Origin of the sequence: Acinetobacter sp. YH12094, assembly GCF_013419295.1 — a bacterium.
Taxonomy (GTDB): domain Bacteria; phylum Pseudomonadota; class Gammaproteobacteria; order Pseudomonadales; family Moraxellaceae; genus Acinetobacter; species Acinetobacter amyesii.
Window position 1 is genome coordinate 302,412 of the sequence record NZ_VPAK01000001.1, and the last position, 17,118, is coordinate 319,529.

The following is a 17,118-nucleotide window of genomic DNA, read 5'->3' on the forward strand; positions in this document are numbered from 1 at the left end:
ATGTAAGCAATTAATTATTGTCAGACAAATCATAAATTAAAATTTATCAATAAGCGCTATTGTGGTTCGGTCAGCAAAAACTATAGGTACAAAGTCATGGCAACACAACAAAAACAAACAGCGGCTAAATCCTCCCTGAAAGAAGTCGTTATCGAAGGTGCTGAAAAGCTTGAACAAGTTGCAAAAGAAGCGAGTGTCCAAGCCACAGAAGCGGTCACTGAAAGCAAAGAAAAGATCGGAGCAGAGGCAAAGCAGTTGAATGCCAGTGTGCAAGATCAATTGCGTCAGTTGAAGCAAGATGTGTTGAATAAACTTGATCAGCTAAAAGTTCAATTTGGTTCATCGCAAAAAGATTTTAGTGAACTCAAAGAATTTGTGAAAACTGAGTTTAATACGGTTATTGATGATCTTTCAAAACTTGGAAAAGAGCTGAAAGAAGATGTGACCCAAATTTCAGGAAAACACAAAGATCATCTAACAGAAACATTTAAGCGTTCTAAGGAACATACTTTAGAAGCGTGGAAAAAAGTTTCACCACTGAAAGCTGATGTTACGGATCAAACCACAGATCTTAAAAGTTAATTGTGAATGACATGAATTTTAAAGCGCTTAAGCTAAATCTAGTCATTCCAGGGAGCTGGATTGGGTGAGAGCGAATTAAACTTAAAGTTAACGCTATATATGCATAAGGGAGCCATTAATGGCTCCCTTATTGTGAATAGTACATTTAAGTCCAAAGCAGTTATTTAAAAATAAGCAGGCAATAAAAAAGCAAAAGATCGTACTTTTGCTTTTTATCGAAGATCAAAACGTTAAAAAGTTTAGAACTGATGTAGCCAATCACGTTTGTTGTGAAAGTCAGCATTTGGACTACTATGCTGCATGGCATAGTACTGTTCACCTTGAGGGGTTTTCAGTACAGCAGTTAGACCAATATAGAGATCTTCCCATTTAAGTTTGTACTTCAGCATAAATTCTGTCAGATCAAGACTGACATTTAAGCCATAGTGCGTCCGTTTCAATTGATTCAGTTCGATATCGTAAGCAGCTTGTGGCGGCATATCTTCTGGATAGCGATATTCTTCAAACTGGTAAACCTGCCAAGCTTGTGAAGGGGAGAGGTTGATTTCACGATAAAAGTCTTCGTTGCGTACACCAATAAAAACTTCTAAGCAGGTCTGTTCCCACAAAAAATCGATTCGTGGGTGAGCTGATACCAGTTCTGGCCATTGAATCAGTTGGTTTGGGTCTCGAATCCAATAACCCACATTTAAAGTATATGGGCTTTGTTGTTCGATAGCACCAACGACTGATACAGCCTGAAAGCGACGATCAAAAGCGCTGAGTTCGAAACTTGCCATAAATGCTTAGTTAGACAGGTGTGCGTAGCGAACAAGGTTAGACAGTTTTGCATTTTGTTTTGCCGCTTTGCGGTAAATCAAAGCAATCTTACCAATCGTTTGAACAACTTCAGAACCTGAAACAGTCGCAATTTCAGTAATCATTGCAGCACGAGCTTCACGGTCTTCTGCCACAACTTTCACTTTAATTAACTCATGGTCGTTTAACGCACGGTTTAATTCTTCAACAACGCTTTCTGATAAGCCTTTGTCCGCAACCATTACAACTGGGTTTAGGGTGTGACCAATTTGACGTAAGCGTTTACGTTCTTGAATAGATAAAGCCGCCATAAATATAACCTAATTTTAAAAACGACCTAGTATAGCAAAATCAAAGTTGAAGCGCTGTATTTAATCGGCATTTTCTCGATGAAGATTATTGAAAAAAACATGATTTAAGATGCTTTTTAGATACACATGTCTACTGCAAAAGTGCTGAATTTCACGTACAATCAAGACTGAGAAGTTTTTTTTATTTAGAGAGTTATGGCTACCCGCATTACTAACCAGAAATTATCCAAAAGTAGTCGTGACTGGATGCGTGAGCATCTTGATGACCCCTTTGTGAAAAAAGCACAAAAGGAAGGATATCGTGCGCGTGCCGCTTATAAATTGCTTGAAATTCAAGAAAAATACAAATTGATCAAGCCAGGCATGACCGTTGTCGACTTAGGTGCTGCACCAGGTAGTTGGTCGCAAATTGCCGGTAAACTTGTTGGCGACAAAGGTTTGGTTATTGCTTCAGATATTTTACCAATGGATGCTTTACCCGATGTGACCTTCTTACAAGGTGACTTTCGTGAACAAGAAGTGTTCGATGAATTGTTAAAAATTTTAGATGGACGTACTGTAGACGTTGTAATTTCAGATATGGCCCCCAATACATCAGGTAATAAGGCTGTAGATCAACCGCGTCAGATCTATCTTTGTGAATTAGCAATCGACTTTGCTCAAAAGGTTCTTGGACCAAATGGACAATTTGTTGTTAAAGTGTTCCAAGGTGTTGGATTTGATGAATACCGTAAGCAAGTTGTAGACACATTTGATGTGCTGAAAACAGCAAAACCGGCGGCTTCACGTGCTCGATCTAAAGAAGTGTTTTTAATCGGGCAGGGACGTAAGAAAGCTTTCAAGTAAAGTTTACTTGCCAACTCGTTAAAAATTGTGCATTTTGTACGTTTTTAAATTATTGCGAAGCTACTCTGCAGCGTAAGTATTAGAGTCACCCATATAAATGGGATTGAACGAATTAGATAGAAATGGGAATAAAGCTTTGAGCGATCTTTTTAAGAATGCCGTGTTGTGGCTGGTTATCCTAGGCGTGCTGGTTTTAATCTTCAGCAACGTCAGTGACCGCAATCAACCGACCGCGATGAACTATTCTGAGTTCGTGGCAGCCGTAAATGCGGGTCAGATTAAACAAGTCACCATTGATGGCGAAAGAATTCGTGGCGAAAAATCAAACGGTTCTGAGTTTGAAAGTATCCGTCCTGCGGTTCAAGATCCTGAACTTATGCCGAACCTAATCAAGAACAATGTTGTTGTTGAAGGTACAGCGCCACAGCGTCAAAGTATTTTGATGCAACTTCTGATTGCAAGTTTCCCTGTTCTTTTAATCATTCTGTTATTCATGTTCTTTATGCGTAACATGGGTGGTGGAGCTGGTGGTAAGAATGGCCCAATGAGTTTTGGTAAGTCAAAAGCAAAAATGCTGTCTGAAGACCAAATCAAAGTGACATTTACTGATGTTGCGGGCTGTGATGAAGCTAAACAAGAAGTTGTTGAAATCGTTGACTTCCTAAAAGATCCATCTAAGTTCAAACGACTTGGTGCAAGCATTCCAAAAGGCGTGCTTATGGTTGGTCCTCCGGGTACGGGTAAAACTTTACTTGCTAAAGCGATTGCGGGTGAAGCGAAAGTACCGTTCTTTAGTATTTCGGGTTCTGACTTTGTTGAAATGTTCGTGGGTGTGGGTGCGTCTCGTGTCCGTGACATGTTTGAACAAGCAAAGCGTCATGCACCATGTATCATTTTCATCGATGAGATCGATGCCGTTGGTCGTCACCGTGGTTCAGGTACAGGTGGTGGTAATGATGAGCGTGAGCAAACATTAAACCAAATGTTGGTTGAAATGGATGGTTTTGAAGGCAACGAAGGTATTATCGTCATTGCTGCAACAAACCGTGCTGACGTATTGGATAAAGCTTTACTTCGTCCAGGTCGTTTTGACCGTCAAGTGATGGTGTCTCTACCTGATATTAAAGGTCGTGAGCAAATCCTGAATGTACATTTGAAAAAATTACCTTCTGTGACTGGTGTAGATGTCAAAGTCTTAGCACGTGGTACACCGGGCTTCTCGGGTGCACAGTTGGCTAACCTTGTAAACGAAGCGGCACTGTTTGCTGCACGTCGTAACAAGAATACGGTCGATATGCATGACTTTGAAGATGCAAAAGATAAGCTTTACATGGGTCCTGAACGTAAATCGATGGTGATTCGCGAAGAAGAACGTCGTGCGACGGCTTATCATGAAGCAGGTCATGCAATTGTTGCTGAAATATTGCCGGGTACAGACCCTGTGCATAAAGTGACAATTATGCCGCGTGGTTGGGCACTGGGTGTGACTTGGCAGTTGCCTGAACATGACCAAACCAGCCATTACAAAGACAAAATGTTGAATGAACTTTCAATTTTGTTTGGTGGTCGTATTGCAGAAGAAGTCTTCATTAACCAAATGTCGACTGGTGCTTCAAATGACTTTGAACGTGCAACGAAAATGGCACGAGCAATGGTTACTAAATACGGTATGTCCGATAAAATGGGCGTCATGGTTTACGAAGATGATTCACAGCAGTCATTCATGGGTGGTTTAGGAAGTCGTGTGATTTCTGAAGCAACGCAGCTTGAAGTTGACCGTGAAGTTCGCCGCATTTTAGATGAACAATATAAAGTTGCACGCGATATTCTTGAAAATAACAAAGATATCGCACATGCCATGGTGAAAGCATTGCTTGAATGGGAAACCATTGATCGTGATCAAATCCGTGACATTATGGAAGGTCGTGAACCTCAACCACCAAAAGTGTACATCGCTGAAAATCCAGTGATTGATGTTACACCAACGGATGGTCCAGATGTTCCACCACCATTACCGTCATTGCCAAAAGCATAAAATTTTAAAACCACCTTCGGGTGGTTTTTTTATATGAAAATAAATGCATGTGAGCGCAATGCTGAGCAAACTTAGCGTTAAAATAAGCGCAGCAAAATCTGGGATGTGTACTATGAAGTTGGTGTCTTTGCCTAATAAAATTTTAAACTGTGGTAATTTGCAATTAGATTTGTCAGAGCCACATGTGATGGGGATTTTAAATGTCACACCGGACTCTTTTAGTGATGGTGGCAAACATAATGGTAAAGACCAAGCTATAGCACATGCCTTACAAATGATAGTGGATGGCGCGACAGTGATTGATGTCGGTGGTGAGTCAACACGTCCGGGTGCATCTGTTGTTGAGGTTGAAGAAGAAATTCGACGGGTCGTACCCGTCGTTGAAGCATTATCCAAACACAATGTGGTGATTTCTATCGATACCTCGCAACCTGAGGTGATTGAGGCAGCGGTTCAAGCAGGTGCGCATATCTGGAATGATGTACGTGCATTAACTCGGCCGAATGCCTTAGAAACCGCTGCAAAACTGGATATTCCAGTGATCATTATGCATATGCGTGGAGAACCCACCACGATGAATAATCTAGATCAGTATCAAGATGTCGTTGCTGACGTCATCGATGAATTAAAGCAACGTGTGCAAGATGCATTGGACGCAGGCGTCCGTGCAGAAAATATTATGATTGATCCGGGTTTTGGTTTTGCTAAAAATGCGCAGCAAAACTTAAAGCTTTTACAGCAATTCTATCAATTGAATAACATGGGCTATCCGATCCTGTCTGCATTATCACGTAAGCGTTTTATCGGTGAAGCACTTGGCGGTGCAGATGCACAAAATCGCGCTGTAGGCTCGGTTGCAGCGCATTTACTCAGCATTCAACAAGGTGCATGTATGGTTCGCGCACATGATGTCAAAGCGACGGTAAATGCGATTCGTGTTTGGCAAGCCATGCAGAATGCAGTGTGATTTGAAAATACTGAATCCCAATAAATTTGGTGAATTGTAGTATTTGTGTTATATAAGCGCCCTGAATGTTTTGTGATAGAGTTTCGTATGTTTGCAGATTTACTGCTACCCATGTTTGATGATGAATATTACCCAGATGTGTTGGTTGCAGAGGTGAAGTTATTGGTTGTTCAATTTGCGAAGAAAATCGCAAAAGCAGATTTAAGTTCAACTGATATCTACCATTTTGCCAATGAAACGGTTGCACAGCTCAATAAGATGAAACCTCAATTTGAAGATTTAGATTCGTCTTTGGATGATACGGCTGCAGATTATATTGCAGAAGCCATGATGATGGTGCTGCAAGACGAAGGCCATATGGATATTGAAATGGAAGAGTTAGTTGCTAACCGAGAATGGTAATTGAACTTTAAAAAAAGCCCTGTAGTGACAGGGCTTTTTTGTGTCTAGGGATTTAAAAAATTATTTAGCTTTGTCTATAAAATCTTTAAACGATGATTTGATCGATGCTGATAGTTTTTGTTCTTCATGCATGGCTTGTAAGTGTAGGGCGTAGACATACGATTGATGTTCTTTTTGTTTTAAAGATTGTTGATAAGACCAAAATGCCAGTTGGCGAAGCTTTTGTAGTTTTACTCGTTCAATGGCGCTGCTTTCAGGTTTATAAAATAATTCAGTAAATACACATAAAAACAGACTGAAAAAAAGTCCACAGAGACTGATGAGGTTTAATACATCTGTTTGTAGATACTTAAAGTTAATAGCGAGGATAAGTGTGAATCCGCCAAGGAGATATAGTTGTATTTGCAGGCGTTAAACTGCGGACTTGCTGCTAAAACGTGCTTGATAATGTGCATACCAGATATAGCAATAGATCAAAGGAAGAATAATCAATATACCAAGATTAAACGCCATGTTTGTGTCGTGAATTGAAAGTGCCGTTGATAGTATCTGGCCAAGTACAGCGCTGCCAAGCGAGATTAAAAGTATCAGGCAAAAGCTAAAGATTAAAACGGGTGCAGTGGGCGTTAGATTGATAATTTTGAATTGCGCAAACAGCAGCCGTTGATAAAAGGCATCGGGATGCTTAAGTTGTAGTGCAGGGAGATTAAAATCTGAAGGTATTGGCATTGAATAATAATAGATTTATAAATTTTAGGCATAAAAAAAACCAGCAAATTGCTGGATCTTTTATTGCACCAATCTTAGAAGTATAAGAATGGTGCCCGAGGCCAGACTCGAACTGGCACGCTTTGTGGGCGGGGGATTTTAAATCCCCTGTGTCTACCGATTTCACCACTCGGGCATGTGCGCAATAATAGAGGACGAAATGAAGCTTGGCAAGTGTATTTGATGGTGTTTGTTTTAAAATCAATCAATTCATGCATATAAGTTGAAAATATTCAAAACTAGTGATGTATTGAATGACTTTTTGAGCAGTAATTGAAAGTTTTTTGCACTATATCAATGCTAACTTATTTCATTAGCTCATCAAGATAATGTTCAACATTTTGGTGCTTTAGCTTTTTACACAGCTGATTTTCCTGGTGCAGCATTTGTATGTGTAAATTTTGGAAATGGGTAAAGCGCTCAGATAACTGTTTATGATTTACTTGATTTGGATTACTGAGTGTCAAACGTAATTTTGCTTTAAGCATTTGTTTATACGACCAATAAGCAATACGACGTGTCTCTTGTAGAAAATAGTATTCTTGCGTGTTACTTCCATCTTTGAATAGATTTTCTTTATAAAAACGCACAAAGCCGAAACTCATGGCGAAAAAGAACAATACAGATTGAACGAAGGTACTTTGTAAAAAGGCGATATTGAGTAACTGTAATAAAATCACGATCGCAAGTCTGAACGGCGTATTCTTCAAACTTTGATACAGTGACATCGAACTGTGTTTGATTTGCTTGATAACTAAAGGCACAACCAGCATGAAAAACAGCATAATACTTAATACAGCAATACCATGAGCTCGAAACTCACTCATTTCTGGAAAATACAGTTGCACTGCATGACCAATACTCATGCTCAAAGAAATAAAAATCATCGCCGCCAAAACCCAAGGAATGAGTTCTTTGAGTTCGTCTAAAATGCCTTGAGTTTTCAGTTGGCTATAAAATAAATAATTATGTTTAAAGGCTGCTGGATATTGCTGTTTCAGTTGTTGAAGGTAAAGTGCAGCCTGTTTCTTTTGAGCCATATTGTGACGTTAGTATTAAAGCGTGAAAGTAATATAGTTGATTTCGATATTTTTGACATAATTTTTTTCTAAATCATGTTGTATATCTGAACATTATAAGAGAAAACGCAATTTCTATAGCGAAGGTCGCAGTTTTCATGCTGCTTTTATGCGAAAATACATACTTATTGAATATTAAGTTTTTATAGGCAGTTTATGACTGATCACTCTCCTGAAACATTAAGCGATATCGAAATTCTAGACATTCTTCAGTCGATGAAATCAGATGTTTTAAATACTGAAGCAAATGAAGTGATTCGTAGTGGGGGAAAAGCTGGTCGTCAAGAAGCACACAAACAAGCTTTGGTGAAATTAAATCAAGCATTTGAAGATAAATTTGTTGAAGCTGTGACTTTGGCTTTAGGCTTAAATGAAGGCCAAAGTAAAAAAATCCGCTACAAAAAAGATCGTATCCGTATTTTGAAAGTTCGTGGTATCGATTATTTAGCGATTGATGGTGCTGAAACTGCACAAGTATTGTCGCAAGTTGCACAAGCGATTGTACGTGAAGACGCAACGGTGACTCATGACCTGCATAATATTTTCCCATTTTGGAAAGAAGGCTGGCCAATGGTGCAATTCGACAATGTCTATAAAATTTTAGAAGATGACATTCGTATTCATTATGAAGCAGTTCTAGAAGCATTAATTTCAAAGCATTAATCACTACAAATGAACCTGTGAGTGTAAAACACTGGCTAGTTCATTTATTGTTAAGCATAAAAAAAGCACTTGATGGTGCTTTTTTTATCTTTAACTTTTTAAGTTAAGCTCGAATAAAATGGAAACATTCCAAAGATCAGACCTGCTGCTAACATGACAAAACACGTGATTACAGCCCAGATAATGGTAAATTTCTGATGTTGTCCAAACTCGATACCCGCAAGTCCACAGAGTAAATAGGTCGAAGGGACAAGTGGAGAGAGTAGGTGTACAGGTTGCCCTACGATGGAGGCACGTGCCATTTCTACAGGTGCAATTCCATAATGAGCTGCTGCATCGGAAAGAATTGGTAAAACCCCAAAATAGAAAGCATCATTCGACATAAAGAAAGTCATCGGCATACTGATGACAGCGGTAATCGGTGCTAAATAGGGACCCATACTTTCAGGGATAATTGCCACAAGTTGTTTGGACATGGCTTCTACCATGCCTGTTCCAGCTAAAATTCCGGTAAAAATACCTGCAGCAAAAATAATGCCGACCACGTTTAAAGCACTACCTGCATGATGTGCGATTAACTTTTTCTGCAAGTCGACATTTTTGTAGTTGACGACTAGCGCAATACATAAAGCCACCATGAATAAAATAGGCATAGGTAAAATACTAAAAACCAGACAAATCATCAGAACGACGGTTAACAGTGCATTAAACCAACGTAGATCTGCGCGGTTGGCTTCTGGATTATCTGAGATTTGAATGTTTTCACCATGGCTGATATCCAATTGGACAATTCCTAGACGCTTTCTTTCCATGCGACCATACATCGTTCCTAAGAAATACAACCAGCCGATGGCAAATAACATCGGTAAAACCATCGGAACAAAAACATCACTTGGGTCGACATGAAGTGCGCTGGCGGCGCGGGCTGTAGGCCCACCCCATGGCGTAAGGTTCATAATGCCGCTAGAGAGCATAATCAAACATGCCATAATCAGTGGGCTCATACCTAAGCGCATATAGAGTGGCAGCATGGCCGCAACACAGATCATATATGTTGTAGAACCATCTCCATCCAAAGAGACAATTAACGTCAGGGTAATGGTTCCAAGAACGACTTTTAAGGGATCACCTTTGACCATTTTTAAAATAAATTTCACCGAAGGGTCGAACAAACCTGTATCAATCATGATGGCAAAATACAGAATCGCAAAAAGCAGCATGATGCCAGTCGGTGCAAGTTTTTTTACACCTTCAATCATCATGTCGCCAATTTCATTTATTTGTATGTGTGACAAGCTGTCAAAATAAAAACCAAGTAACCACGCAATCAAGGCAAAAAGTAGGGGAATTAAAGTCAGTGCGACAAGTGGGCTTAAGCGTTTCGACATGATCAAATACATAAAACACAAGATCATGCCCAAACCGAGTACGGTTAACATGGTTCATTCCTTTGAAATATAAAGCTGTTTTTAAATCCAAGGGCAGAGCATAAAGAGAAATTTCATCAGTCAAAACAAAGGTGAGAAAATGTGAAATACATCACTATTTTGATGAAAAATAGTCATTAATAATGAAGGTATTAAGGAAGGCCGATTTTTCGATTTATTTTAATTTTTATTCAAAAAAAGTGGTCTGTTTACATATATTCAACATCTGTAGAGAACTGTAAGTGCGGTGTAGATCCAGTTTGATCACAATAATTGCACTTAAGCAAAAATAGACAGTAGGGTCCGAATCGGCCAACTAAAAAATCGGAACCAAAAAATTAAGGGATTATAAAAAAACAGACCAAAACGCATGGTTTCGTCATATTGTTGTCTGCCACGTTCATAAGGATAAGGCGTTAAAAACCAAGCAGTGACGATCAGTGCAACACCGAGCAATAGAAATAAAGGTTGTGGATGAGCTTTGAAAAAATAATAGATTAGATAAGCCCCAGTATAAAAACTAAAGCAAGTCAAAATCGCTTTAAGTGAAAAAGACATCTTCGTATTCCATCGTATTTATATTTTATTGTTTTAGAAAAAAGAAGAATCGAATTAATCCGATTCTTCTGGTGTATCAAGTTCAGTTTCAGTCTGTTGTAAGCGGGTCACTAATAATTGGTCAATTTTAAAGTGGTCTACATCAACAACTTCAAATTTGTAGCCATGATAAGTAACAAAGTCAGCTGGACGTGGAATTTTACGCAGTTTAAACATCATAAAGCCCGCAAGGGTTTCATAGTTTTCTTCATCGGGCATTTCATCTAAAGCGAGGGCATGCTTTAAATCTTCAATTGGTGTACTGCCATCGATAAGCCAAGAATCTGCATCACGTTTAATAATTTGTTGTTCTGCTTCAATCGGTGTTACCCAGTCGCCCATCACGGTAATCATAATGTCGGAGAGGGTAATAACGCCAACAACCAATGCATATTCGTTAATTACAACGGCAAATTTTTCTTTGGTTGAACGGAAACGATCGAGTAATTCAGACAGTGTTAAGGTATCTGGAATCGTGAGAACATTACGAATAGTATTTTCGTTGAGTTGTAAAAGTGACTGATTGTTGAGGATACGAACCAAAATATCTTTGGCATCTACATAGCCAATCACGTCATCAATATTTTCACTACAGACCAAAAACTTCGAATATGGAAATTCAGCGAGTTTTTGACGAATACTGGCTTCTGATTCTTTTAGGGTAAAGTACACCACGTTTTCACGTGTAGTCATACTTGAAGGGACGTTACGTTCTTCCAGCTCAAATACGTTTTCAATAAAGTGGTGTTCTTGCTTTTGAAGTACACCAGCTTGAGCACCGGCATCCATCACGGCTGAAATGTCGTCAAAGGTAATATTGTCATCACGTGTTGTATTCACTTTGAATAAACGAAACAACAAATTGGCAATGGCATTAATCACCCACGCCATTGGCTTACACACCTTAATAAAGATTTGAATCGGGTCTACAACAGCAACGGCAATTTTTTCAGGTGCAATCATCGCCAAACGTTTTGGCATCAAATCAGCAAATAGAATGAATAAGGATGTGACTAAAGTAAACGACAGAGTGAAACCGATAGTTTCAGTCCACGGGCCCTGATAAAAACGAGTGACTAAGCTAATGAAATAAGGACGAAAAGCACCTTCACCCAAAATACCGCCAAGAATTGCCACGGCATTTAAGCCAATTTGTGATGCGGCGAAAAAGTCTGCTGAGTTGGCTTGTAAGTCAAGCACACGTTGTGCACGTGAATCTCCAGATTCAGCCAAAATTTTAAGTTTTACTTTTCGTGCACCCGCAAGGGCAATTTCTGTTAATGAAAGAAAACCTGCACCGACGATCAGGAGAATAATAATGACAATATTTTGGAAAAGGCTCACGAATACACCTGTTTGTGATTCATTCTATTTTTCTGTATTTCTAACACAAAAATGGGCAAGGTAGTAGTCTTAACTACTACCTATATAGTGACAGTATACGTTTGAATTAATAAGGAATTAAAGAATTAATTACTGATACTGTGAAAACTGAGAGTTATTCATTAAGTATTCGCGGTTTTCTTCTTCAATCATTTGACGTGCAACATACAAAATAAGTTGACGTAACCAGCGATGAGCAGGGTGATGATGAAGTAAAGGACACCACGCCATTTTTAATTCAAATTCAGGAATATAGAATGGAGGATCACGAAGTAATAGGTTTTGACTTTTAGCTTGAAGGCGAGCAATACGGCTTGGCAGAGTTGCAACCAAGTCAACATTCGATGCCAATAAGCCCGGCATTTGATAATGACGGGTGAAAACTGAAATTTTACGTTTTTGGCCAATACGTTCTAAGGCTTGATCAATCCAACCTAGACCTGCTTGTTTTTCTGGGTTGACACCAAAACCGACACCCATACCTGTTTTAGACACCCAAATGTGTTGTGCATCCAGATAGCTTTTCAGGTTTAAATTATTTGCAGCAGGGTGCTTGGCATTTAAAAGGCATGAAAAACTGTCACGCCAGACCAAAACTTGGTGGAAACTTTGCGGAATTTCATTAAAGCGGTTAATGGCCAAGTCGACTTTACCTTGTTCCATATCTCGATAAGACACATCACTAGGCGTTAAAAAATCGAGAACCACATTGGGTGCTTCTGAGCGCAAAGCTTTTACTAGGCGCGGCACCAGTGTTGCTTCAGCATAATCTGAAGTCATGATGCGGAAGACACGATTTGAGGTGTAAGGGCGGAACTCGGTACGGGGTTCCAAAATCATCGAAAGGTCAGAAAGTGCATCACGGATACGTGGCTGTAATTCAAGCGCACGTTCTGTAGGTGTCATACCTTCTGAAGAACGAATAAGAAGTGGATCATTAAATAAGTTGCGTAGACGACGTAAAATATTACTCATCGCGGGCTGAGTTACACCCAGTTGCTCGGCAGCACGAGTCACATTTTTTTCACGAAGAAGTACATCAAGATAAATTAATAGATTGAGATCGACCCGCTCCAGATTCATAAAATAAATACCGACAATAAAATCATGAAATTTATCTGATTATGCCATAACTACTAAGGCTTGTGTAAAAAATGGATGAAAAAATGACGTGTACTTTTGTACTAAAATTCAGCAGTTTTAAGACAAATTTGCTGAAGTCGTAGCACATACTTCTTAAATACTTATTACCTGTTTAGACCGATATTTTTAAAGTGAATGAAATAAAAATACGGAGCAATTTTGTTTATGTGATGCGATGTTCATAAAACAAAAAAATTAGATGAAATATCTCATTTGCATGATCATTTGAAGACAGAATAACCAAGTATTTAGCTCGGTAAATTTGGGCAAAAATGGCGTAAAAAATGCTGTTTTTTTTAAAAGTGAATGCTCAGTCGACTTAAGTCTAATGAAGAATAATTCATCAGAGTGTTTGTAAAATAGACAAAAAAATCAGCCTAATTTATTGATAAAATTATTTAAATACAAATACTTCTGAATATTGGTTAATTATTATAATACGACTTTAATCTACATATTTTTTAAATAAATACTGAAAATTAATGCAGAATATTGGATTAATTTTATTAGTCAATCTACTCTGTGTCTATCGCAACGAAGTGTTCTAAATCTGAGCAATCATTCGAGGGTATGATTTTAGCCTTACGTTGCAGAAAAATCCTAATATTATTACAGGAACATATCATGTCTACATACTTAACAGCGATTGATGCAATCCGTGAATTAAAAGCAAAATTCGGAAGCACTTGGCGCGATATTAGCCCAGAAGATGCTGCACGTATGCAAATGCAAAACCGTTTCAAAACTGGTTTAGACATTGCGAAATATACAGCTGCAATTATGCGTCGTGATATGGCTGCTTATGATGCTGATTCTAGCAAATACACTCAATCATTAGGTTGCTGGCACGGTTTTATCGCACAACAAAAAATGATTGCGAACAAAAAATACTTCGGTACAACTGAACGTCGTTATATCTACCTTTCTGGTTGGATGGTTGCAGCTCTTCGTTCAGAATTCGGTCCACTTCCTGACCAATCTATGCACGAAAAAACTTCAGTTCCTGCATTGATCGAAGAAATCTACACTTTCCTTCGCCAAGCTGATGCGAAAGAATTAAACGACTTATTCCGTGCGCTTAAAAAAGCAAACGAAGCAGGTGATACTGCTAAAGCTGCAGAAATCACTGCTCAAATCGACAACTTCCAAACTCACGTTGTGCCAATTATTGCGGACATCGACGCTGGTTTCGGTAACGAAGAAGCGACTTACTTACTAGCTAAGAAAATGATCGAAGCGGGTGCTTGTGCACTACAAATCGAAAACCAAGTATCTGACGCTAAACAATGTGGTCACCAAGCTGGTAAAGTTACAGTTCCACACGAAGACTTCATCGCGAAAATCCACGCTCTTCGCTATGCATTCTTAGAAATGGGTCTTGATGATGGTATCATCGTTGCTCGTACTGACTCTGAAGGCGCTGACTTGACTCAAAAAATCCCAGTGGTTAAAGAGCCAGGCGACATCGCTTCTCAATACATCAGCTACTTAGACACAACTGAAATTGACATTTCAGAAGCTCAAGAAGACGAAATCCTAATCAAGCGTAACGGTAAACTTCACCGTCCAAAACGTCTTGCTTCTGGCTTGTACCAGTTCCGTCCAGACACGCAAATCGACCGCGTTGTACTTGACTGTGTATCTAGCCTTCAAAATGGTGCTGACCTTCTTTGGATCGAAACTGCGACTCCAAACGTTGAAGAAATTGCTCACATGGTTAACCGTGTACGTGAAGTTGTTCCAAATGCGAAACTTGTTTATAACAACTCTCCATCATTCAACTGGACATTAAACTTCCGTCAACAAGCGTACGATCGTTGGGTTGCTGAAGGTAAAGACGTATCTGCATACGACCGCGCTAAATTAATGAGCGCTGAGTACGATAACTCTGAATTAGCTGCTGAAGCTGACGAAAAAGTTCGTACATTCCAAGCAGATGCTTCTCGTGAAGCAGGTGTGTTCCATCACTTGATCACACTTCCGACTTACCACACAGCTGCGCTTTCTACACATGAACTTGCTCAAGGTTACTTCGGTTCTGAAGGTATGTTGGCTTATGTTGCTGGCGTACAACGTAAAGAAATCCGCGGTGGTATTGCATGTGTGAAACACCAAGCAATGGCTGGTTCAGACATTGGTGACGACCACAAAGAAATCTTCGCTGGTGACAACGCGCTTAAAGCGGGTGACGATGCGAAAAACACAATGAACCAATTCGCTGCTCACTAAGCATTGAACTGATTCGAAAAAAAAGCCCAGCGAAAGCTGGGTTTTTTTATGGCTTTAAAATCTTCTTAAATCCATTTATTGAAGTGTGTCGATATAAAAAAGCAGGGCATAACCCTGCAAATATAATGAGACCCCCTTTATTTAAGGCAAAAGGATAATTAACCAAGTAAAAAAAATAATTGCTAAAGCGACGAATTGAGCGGCACTTCCCATATCTTTGGCAATTTTAGAAAGTGGATGCTTGTCTAGAGATACCCGGTCGACCACGGCTTCAATAGCAGAATTGAATAACTCAACAATTAAGGCAAATAAACACACCACTACCATAAGGACATGTTCAACACGACTCACATCGAGTAAGCAACTGGTGGGAATAAGCACAATATTCATCCAGACAATTTGTCGAAATGCAGCTTCATTTTGATAAGCAGCTTTGAATCCGTCGAGGGAATATTGCGTTGCATTAAAAATTCGTTTAAGTCCAGATTTACCTTTAAACGGGGAAATTTCACTCATAGCACTGTACAGACGTATAGATTTAAAAACTGGCGAAAATATAGCATGCCAAGCTTAAAGTTTTCTTGCATTCAGTTTTTATTTTATTGAGCATTAAAGTTTAGGATGATTTACATAAGCCTGTATTAAGTTAGTGCTATGTTTATCCAGTATTAGACTTAAAATTTGCCTGAATTTCAGGCACAATACAAGCGTTTAAAATTTTTAATTTTGAAGCCTTTGCTTCATTGCATGAAATAATAAAAGTGATATAGGTCAACAATGAAAAACTTTAGTTTTGCTGTGCTTGCAGCAACACTTTTAACCAGCCAGTTTGTCAGTGCAGAGCCGGCAGTTATTCAAACGGAAATCAAAACGAATGTGACACAGCCCATGGGATTTTATCCTTTCCAAGTGGGTGCATATAAAGTCATTGCTTTAAAAGATGGGACACTCGAATTAAGTCCTGATTTGTTTAAACAAAATTTAACTCCAGAAGAAGTCAGTGCCTTATTTCAAAAGCTTGCGGTTGATCAGAGTAAAGGTATACAAACCAGTGTCAATGCCTATCTGATTGATGATGGACAAGGCGGCATCAGTCTTGTCGATAGTGGTGCAGCCAGTTGTTTTGGACCAAACTTAGGTTCTATTGCACAAAACATTGAAGCGGCCGGCTATAAGCTTAATCGTGTACGCAGTGTTTTCTTAACCCATTTACATCCAGATCATGCATGTGGCATTGCGAAACAAGGTAAGGCCGTGTTTCCGAATGCAACGGTTTACGTCAATGAACAAGAAAGTCAGTATTGGTTAAGTGAAAGCACCGTCAACACTTTAGCTGCCGAAAAACGTGACGGTTATTTAGCAACCGTTGCAAAAATTAAAGCTGCGATTGCGCCTTATCAGACCATGCGGAGTTTTAAGACTTTTAGCGTTGGTTCTGTGATTAATGGATTAGAAGTACTACCGAGTGTTGGGCATACACCAGGGCATTATTCTTTTATCTTAAAGTCGCAAGCTAAAAGTTTTGCTATCCTCGGTGATGTGGTTCATTCGTATCATTTACAGTTTGAACAACCCAAGTTATCTGTTGATTTTGATGTCGATCCGGTCAAAGCCAGTGAAACTCGTTTAGCAATTTTTAAACGTTTCGCTCAAGAGCAAACGTTTGTTGCATTTGCACATTTACCATTTCCTGGTATTGGTAAAATAAGTGAAATCAATGATGGTCAGTTCCGTTGGAACCCGCTAAATTTAGCTCCGACAGCTCCGACAGCTCCGACAGCTCCGACAGCTCCGACAGCTCCGACAGCTCCGACAGCTCCGACAGCTCCGACAGCTCCGACAGCTCCGACAGCTCCGACAGCTCCGACAGCTCCGACAGCTCCGACAC

Annotated in this window: 15 protein-coding genes, 1 tRNA gene and 2 pseudogenes; 9 read left to right on the forward strand and 9 right to left on the reverse strand. The window is 39.4% G+C overall.

Annotated elements, in window-relative coordinates:
* Window positions 1-96 precede the first annotated feature (96 nt).
* On the forward strand, window positions 97-582 hold the full coding sequence (locus FTU34_RS01480) for a hypothetical protein (RefSeq protein WP_180023242.1): 486 nt from the start codon (window positions 97-99) through the stop codon (window positions 580-582).
* Between the two features lie 239 nt (window positions 583-821).
* Here the strand turns inward: FTU34_RS01480 and FTU34_RS01485 are convergent, their stop codons facing one another.
* On the reverse strand, window positions 822-1,361 hold the full coding sequence (locus FTU34_RS01485) for a DOMON-like domain-containing protein (protein ID WP_180034440.1): 540 nt from the start codon (window positions 1,359-1,361) through the stop codon (window positions 822-824).
* A 6-nt stretch (window positions 1,362-1,367) separates the two neighbouring features.
* The gene (locus FTU34_RS01490) at window positions 1,368-1,691 is read right to left on the reverse strand and encodes a YhbY family RNA-binding protein (protein WP_078191340.1); all 324 of its coding nucleotides are present in this window, start codon (window positions 1,689-1,691) and stop codon (window positions 1,368-1,370) included.
* A 195-nt stretch (window positions 1,692-1,886) separates the two neighbouring features.
* Here FTU34_RS01490 and rlmE point away from each other — a divergent pair, with 195 nt between their 5' ends.
* The 4 genes from rlmE to FTU34_RS01510 all read left to right on the forward strand — a co-directional run bounded on the left by rlmE (window position 1,887) and on the right by FTU34_RS01510 (window position 5,941).
* Window positions 1,887-2,537 carry a 23S rRNA (uridine(2552)-2'-O)-methyltransferase RlmE gene (gene rlmE, locus FTU34_RS01495; protein WP_078192159.1) on the forward strand — a complete coding sequence of 217 codons (651 nt, stop codon included), beginning with the start codon at window positions 1,887-1,889 and terminating at the stop codon, window positions 2,535-2,537.
* Window positions 2,538-2,673: 136 nt separating this feature from the next.
* Complete coding sequence (ftsH, locus tag FTU34_RS01500; protein ID WP_078191443.1) at window positions 2,674-4,572, forward strand: ATP-dependent zinc metalloprotease FtsH; 1,899 nt, start codon at window positions 2,674-2,676, stop codon at window positions 4,570-4,572.
* A 112-nt stretch (window positions 4,573-4,684) separates the two neighbouring features.
* Window positions 4,685-5,539, forward strand: a complete 855-nt coding sequence (gene folP / locus FTU34_RS01505; protein ID WP_078192158.1) for a dihydropteroate synthase — start codon at window positions 4,685-4,687, stop codon at window positions 5,537-5,539.
* A gap of 87 nt (window positions 5,540-5,626) precedes the next feature.
* Window positions 5,627-5,941, forward strand: coding sequence for a DUF5713 family protein (locus tag FTU34_RS01510; protein WP_078191338.1), 315 nt, complete (start codon window positions 5,627-5,629; stop codon window positions 5,939-5,941).
* 818 nt (window positions 5,942-6,759) lie between these two features.
* Here FTU34_RS01510 and FTU34_RS01515 read toward each other — a convergent pair.
* Together FTU34_RS01515 and FTU34_RS01520 are read right to left on the reverse strand one after the other, a co-directional pair.
* Window positions 6,760-6,845 (reverse strand) — tRNA-Leu (locus FTU34_RS01515).
* A gap of 169 nt (window positions 6,846-7,014) precedes the next feature.
* Window positions 7,015-7,749 carry a hypothetical protein gene (locus FTU34_RS01520; protein ID WP_180034439.1) on the reverse strand — a complete coding sequence of 245 codons (735 nt, stop codon included), beginning with the start codon at window positions 7,747-7,749 and terminating at the stop codon, window positions 7,015-7,017.
* A gap of 195 nt (window positions 7,750-7,944) precedes the next feature.
* On the opposite strand from FTU34_RS01520, the gene FTU34_RS01525 reads away from it, so the two are divergent.
* Window positions 7,945-8,451: a hypothetical protein gene (locus FTU34_RS01525; protein WP_078191335.1), complete on the forward strand. Its 507-nt coding sequence runs from the start codon at window positions 7,945-7,947 to the stop codon at window positions 8,449-8,451.
* 98 nt (window positions 8,452-8,549) lie between these two features.
* On the opposite strand, the gene FTU34_RS01530 is transcribed toward FTU34_RS01525, so the two are convergent.
* From FTU34_RS01530 to FTU34_RS01545, 4 genes are all read right to left on the reverse strand, one after another.
* Window positions 8,550-9,890, reverse strand: coding sequence for a CitMHS family transporter (locus FTU34_RS01530; RefSeq protein WP_180034438.1), 1,341 nt, complete (start codon window positions 9,888-9,890; stop codon window positions 8,550-8,552).
* A 267-nt stretch (window positions 9,891-10,157) separates the two neighbouring features.
* Window positions 10,158-10,436, reverse strand: a complete 279-nt coding sequence (locus FTU34_RS01535) for a hypothetical protein (RefSeq protein ID WP_078191333.1) — start codon at window positions 10,434-10,436, stop codon at window positions 10,158-10,160.
* A 54-nt stretch (window positions 10,437-10,490) separates the two neighbouring features.
* The gene (locus tag FTU34_RS01540) at window positions 10,491-11,819 is read right to left on the reverse strand and encodes a hemolysin family protein (RefSeq protein ID WP_180023248.1); all 1,329 of its coding nucleotides are present in this window, start codon (window positions 11,817-11,819) and stop codon (window positions 10,491-10,493) included.
* 129 nt (window positions 11,820-11,948) lie between these two features.
* On the reverse strand, window positions 11,949-12,941 hold the full coding sequence (locus tag FTU34_RS01545) for a LysR family transcriptional regulator (protein WP_078191331.1): 993 nt from the start codon (window positions 12,939-12,941) through the stop codon (window positions 11,949-11,951).
* A gap of 684 nt (window positions 12,942-13,625) precedes the next feature.
* Between FTU34_RS01545 and FTU34_RS01550 the strand changes: the two genes are divergently transcribed.
* Entirely contained in the window at window positions 13,626-15,230 is a 1,605-nt protein-coding gene (locus FTU34_RS01550; protein WP_078192152.1) for an isocitrate lyase, read from the forward strand.
* A 141-nt stretch (window positions 15,231-15,371) separates the two neighbouring features.
* Here FTU34_RS01550 and FTU34_RS01555 read toward each other — a convergent pair whose 3' ends face one another.
* On the reverse strand, window positions 15,372-15,746 hold the full coding sequence (locus FTU34_RS01555) for a diacylglycerol kinase (protein ID WP_078192151.1): 375 nt from the start codon (window positions 15,744-15,746) through the stop codon (window positions 15,372-15,374).
* Window positions 15,747-16,118: 372 nt separating this feature from the next.
* On the opposite strand from FTU34_RS01555, the pseudogene FTU34_RS01560 reads away from it, so the two are divergent.
* Both FTU34_RS01560 and FTU34_RS17810 read left to right on the forward strand, forming a co-directional pair.
* Window positions 16,119-16,850: pseudogene (locus tag FTU34_RS01560) on the forward strand (MBL fold metallo-hydrolase); the annotation flags it as partial.
* A 132-nt stretch (window positions 16,851-16,982) separates the two neighbouring features.
* Window positions 16,983-17,118 (forward strand): annotated as a pseudogene (locus FTU34_RS17810) (hypothetical protein); the annotation flags it as partial.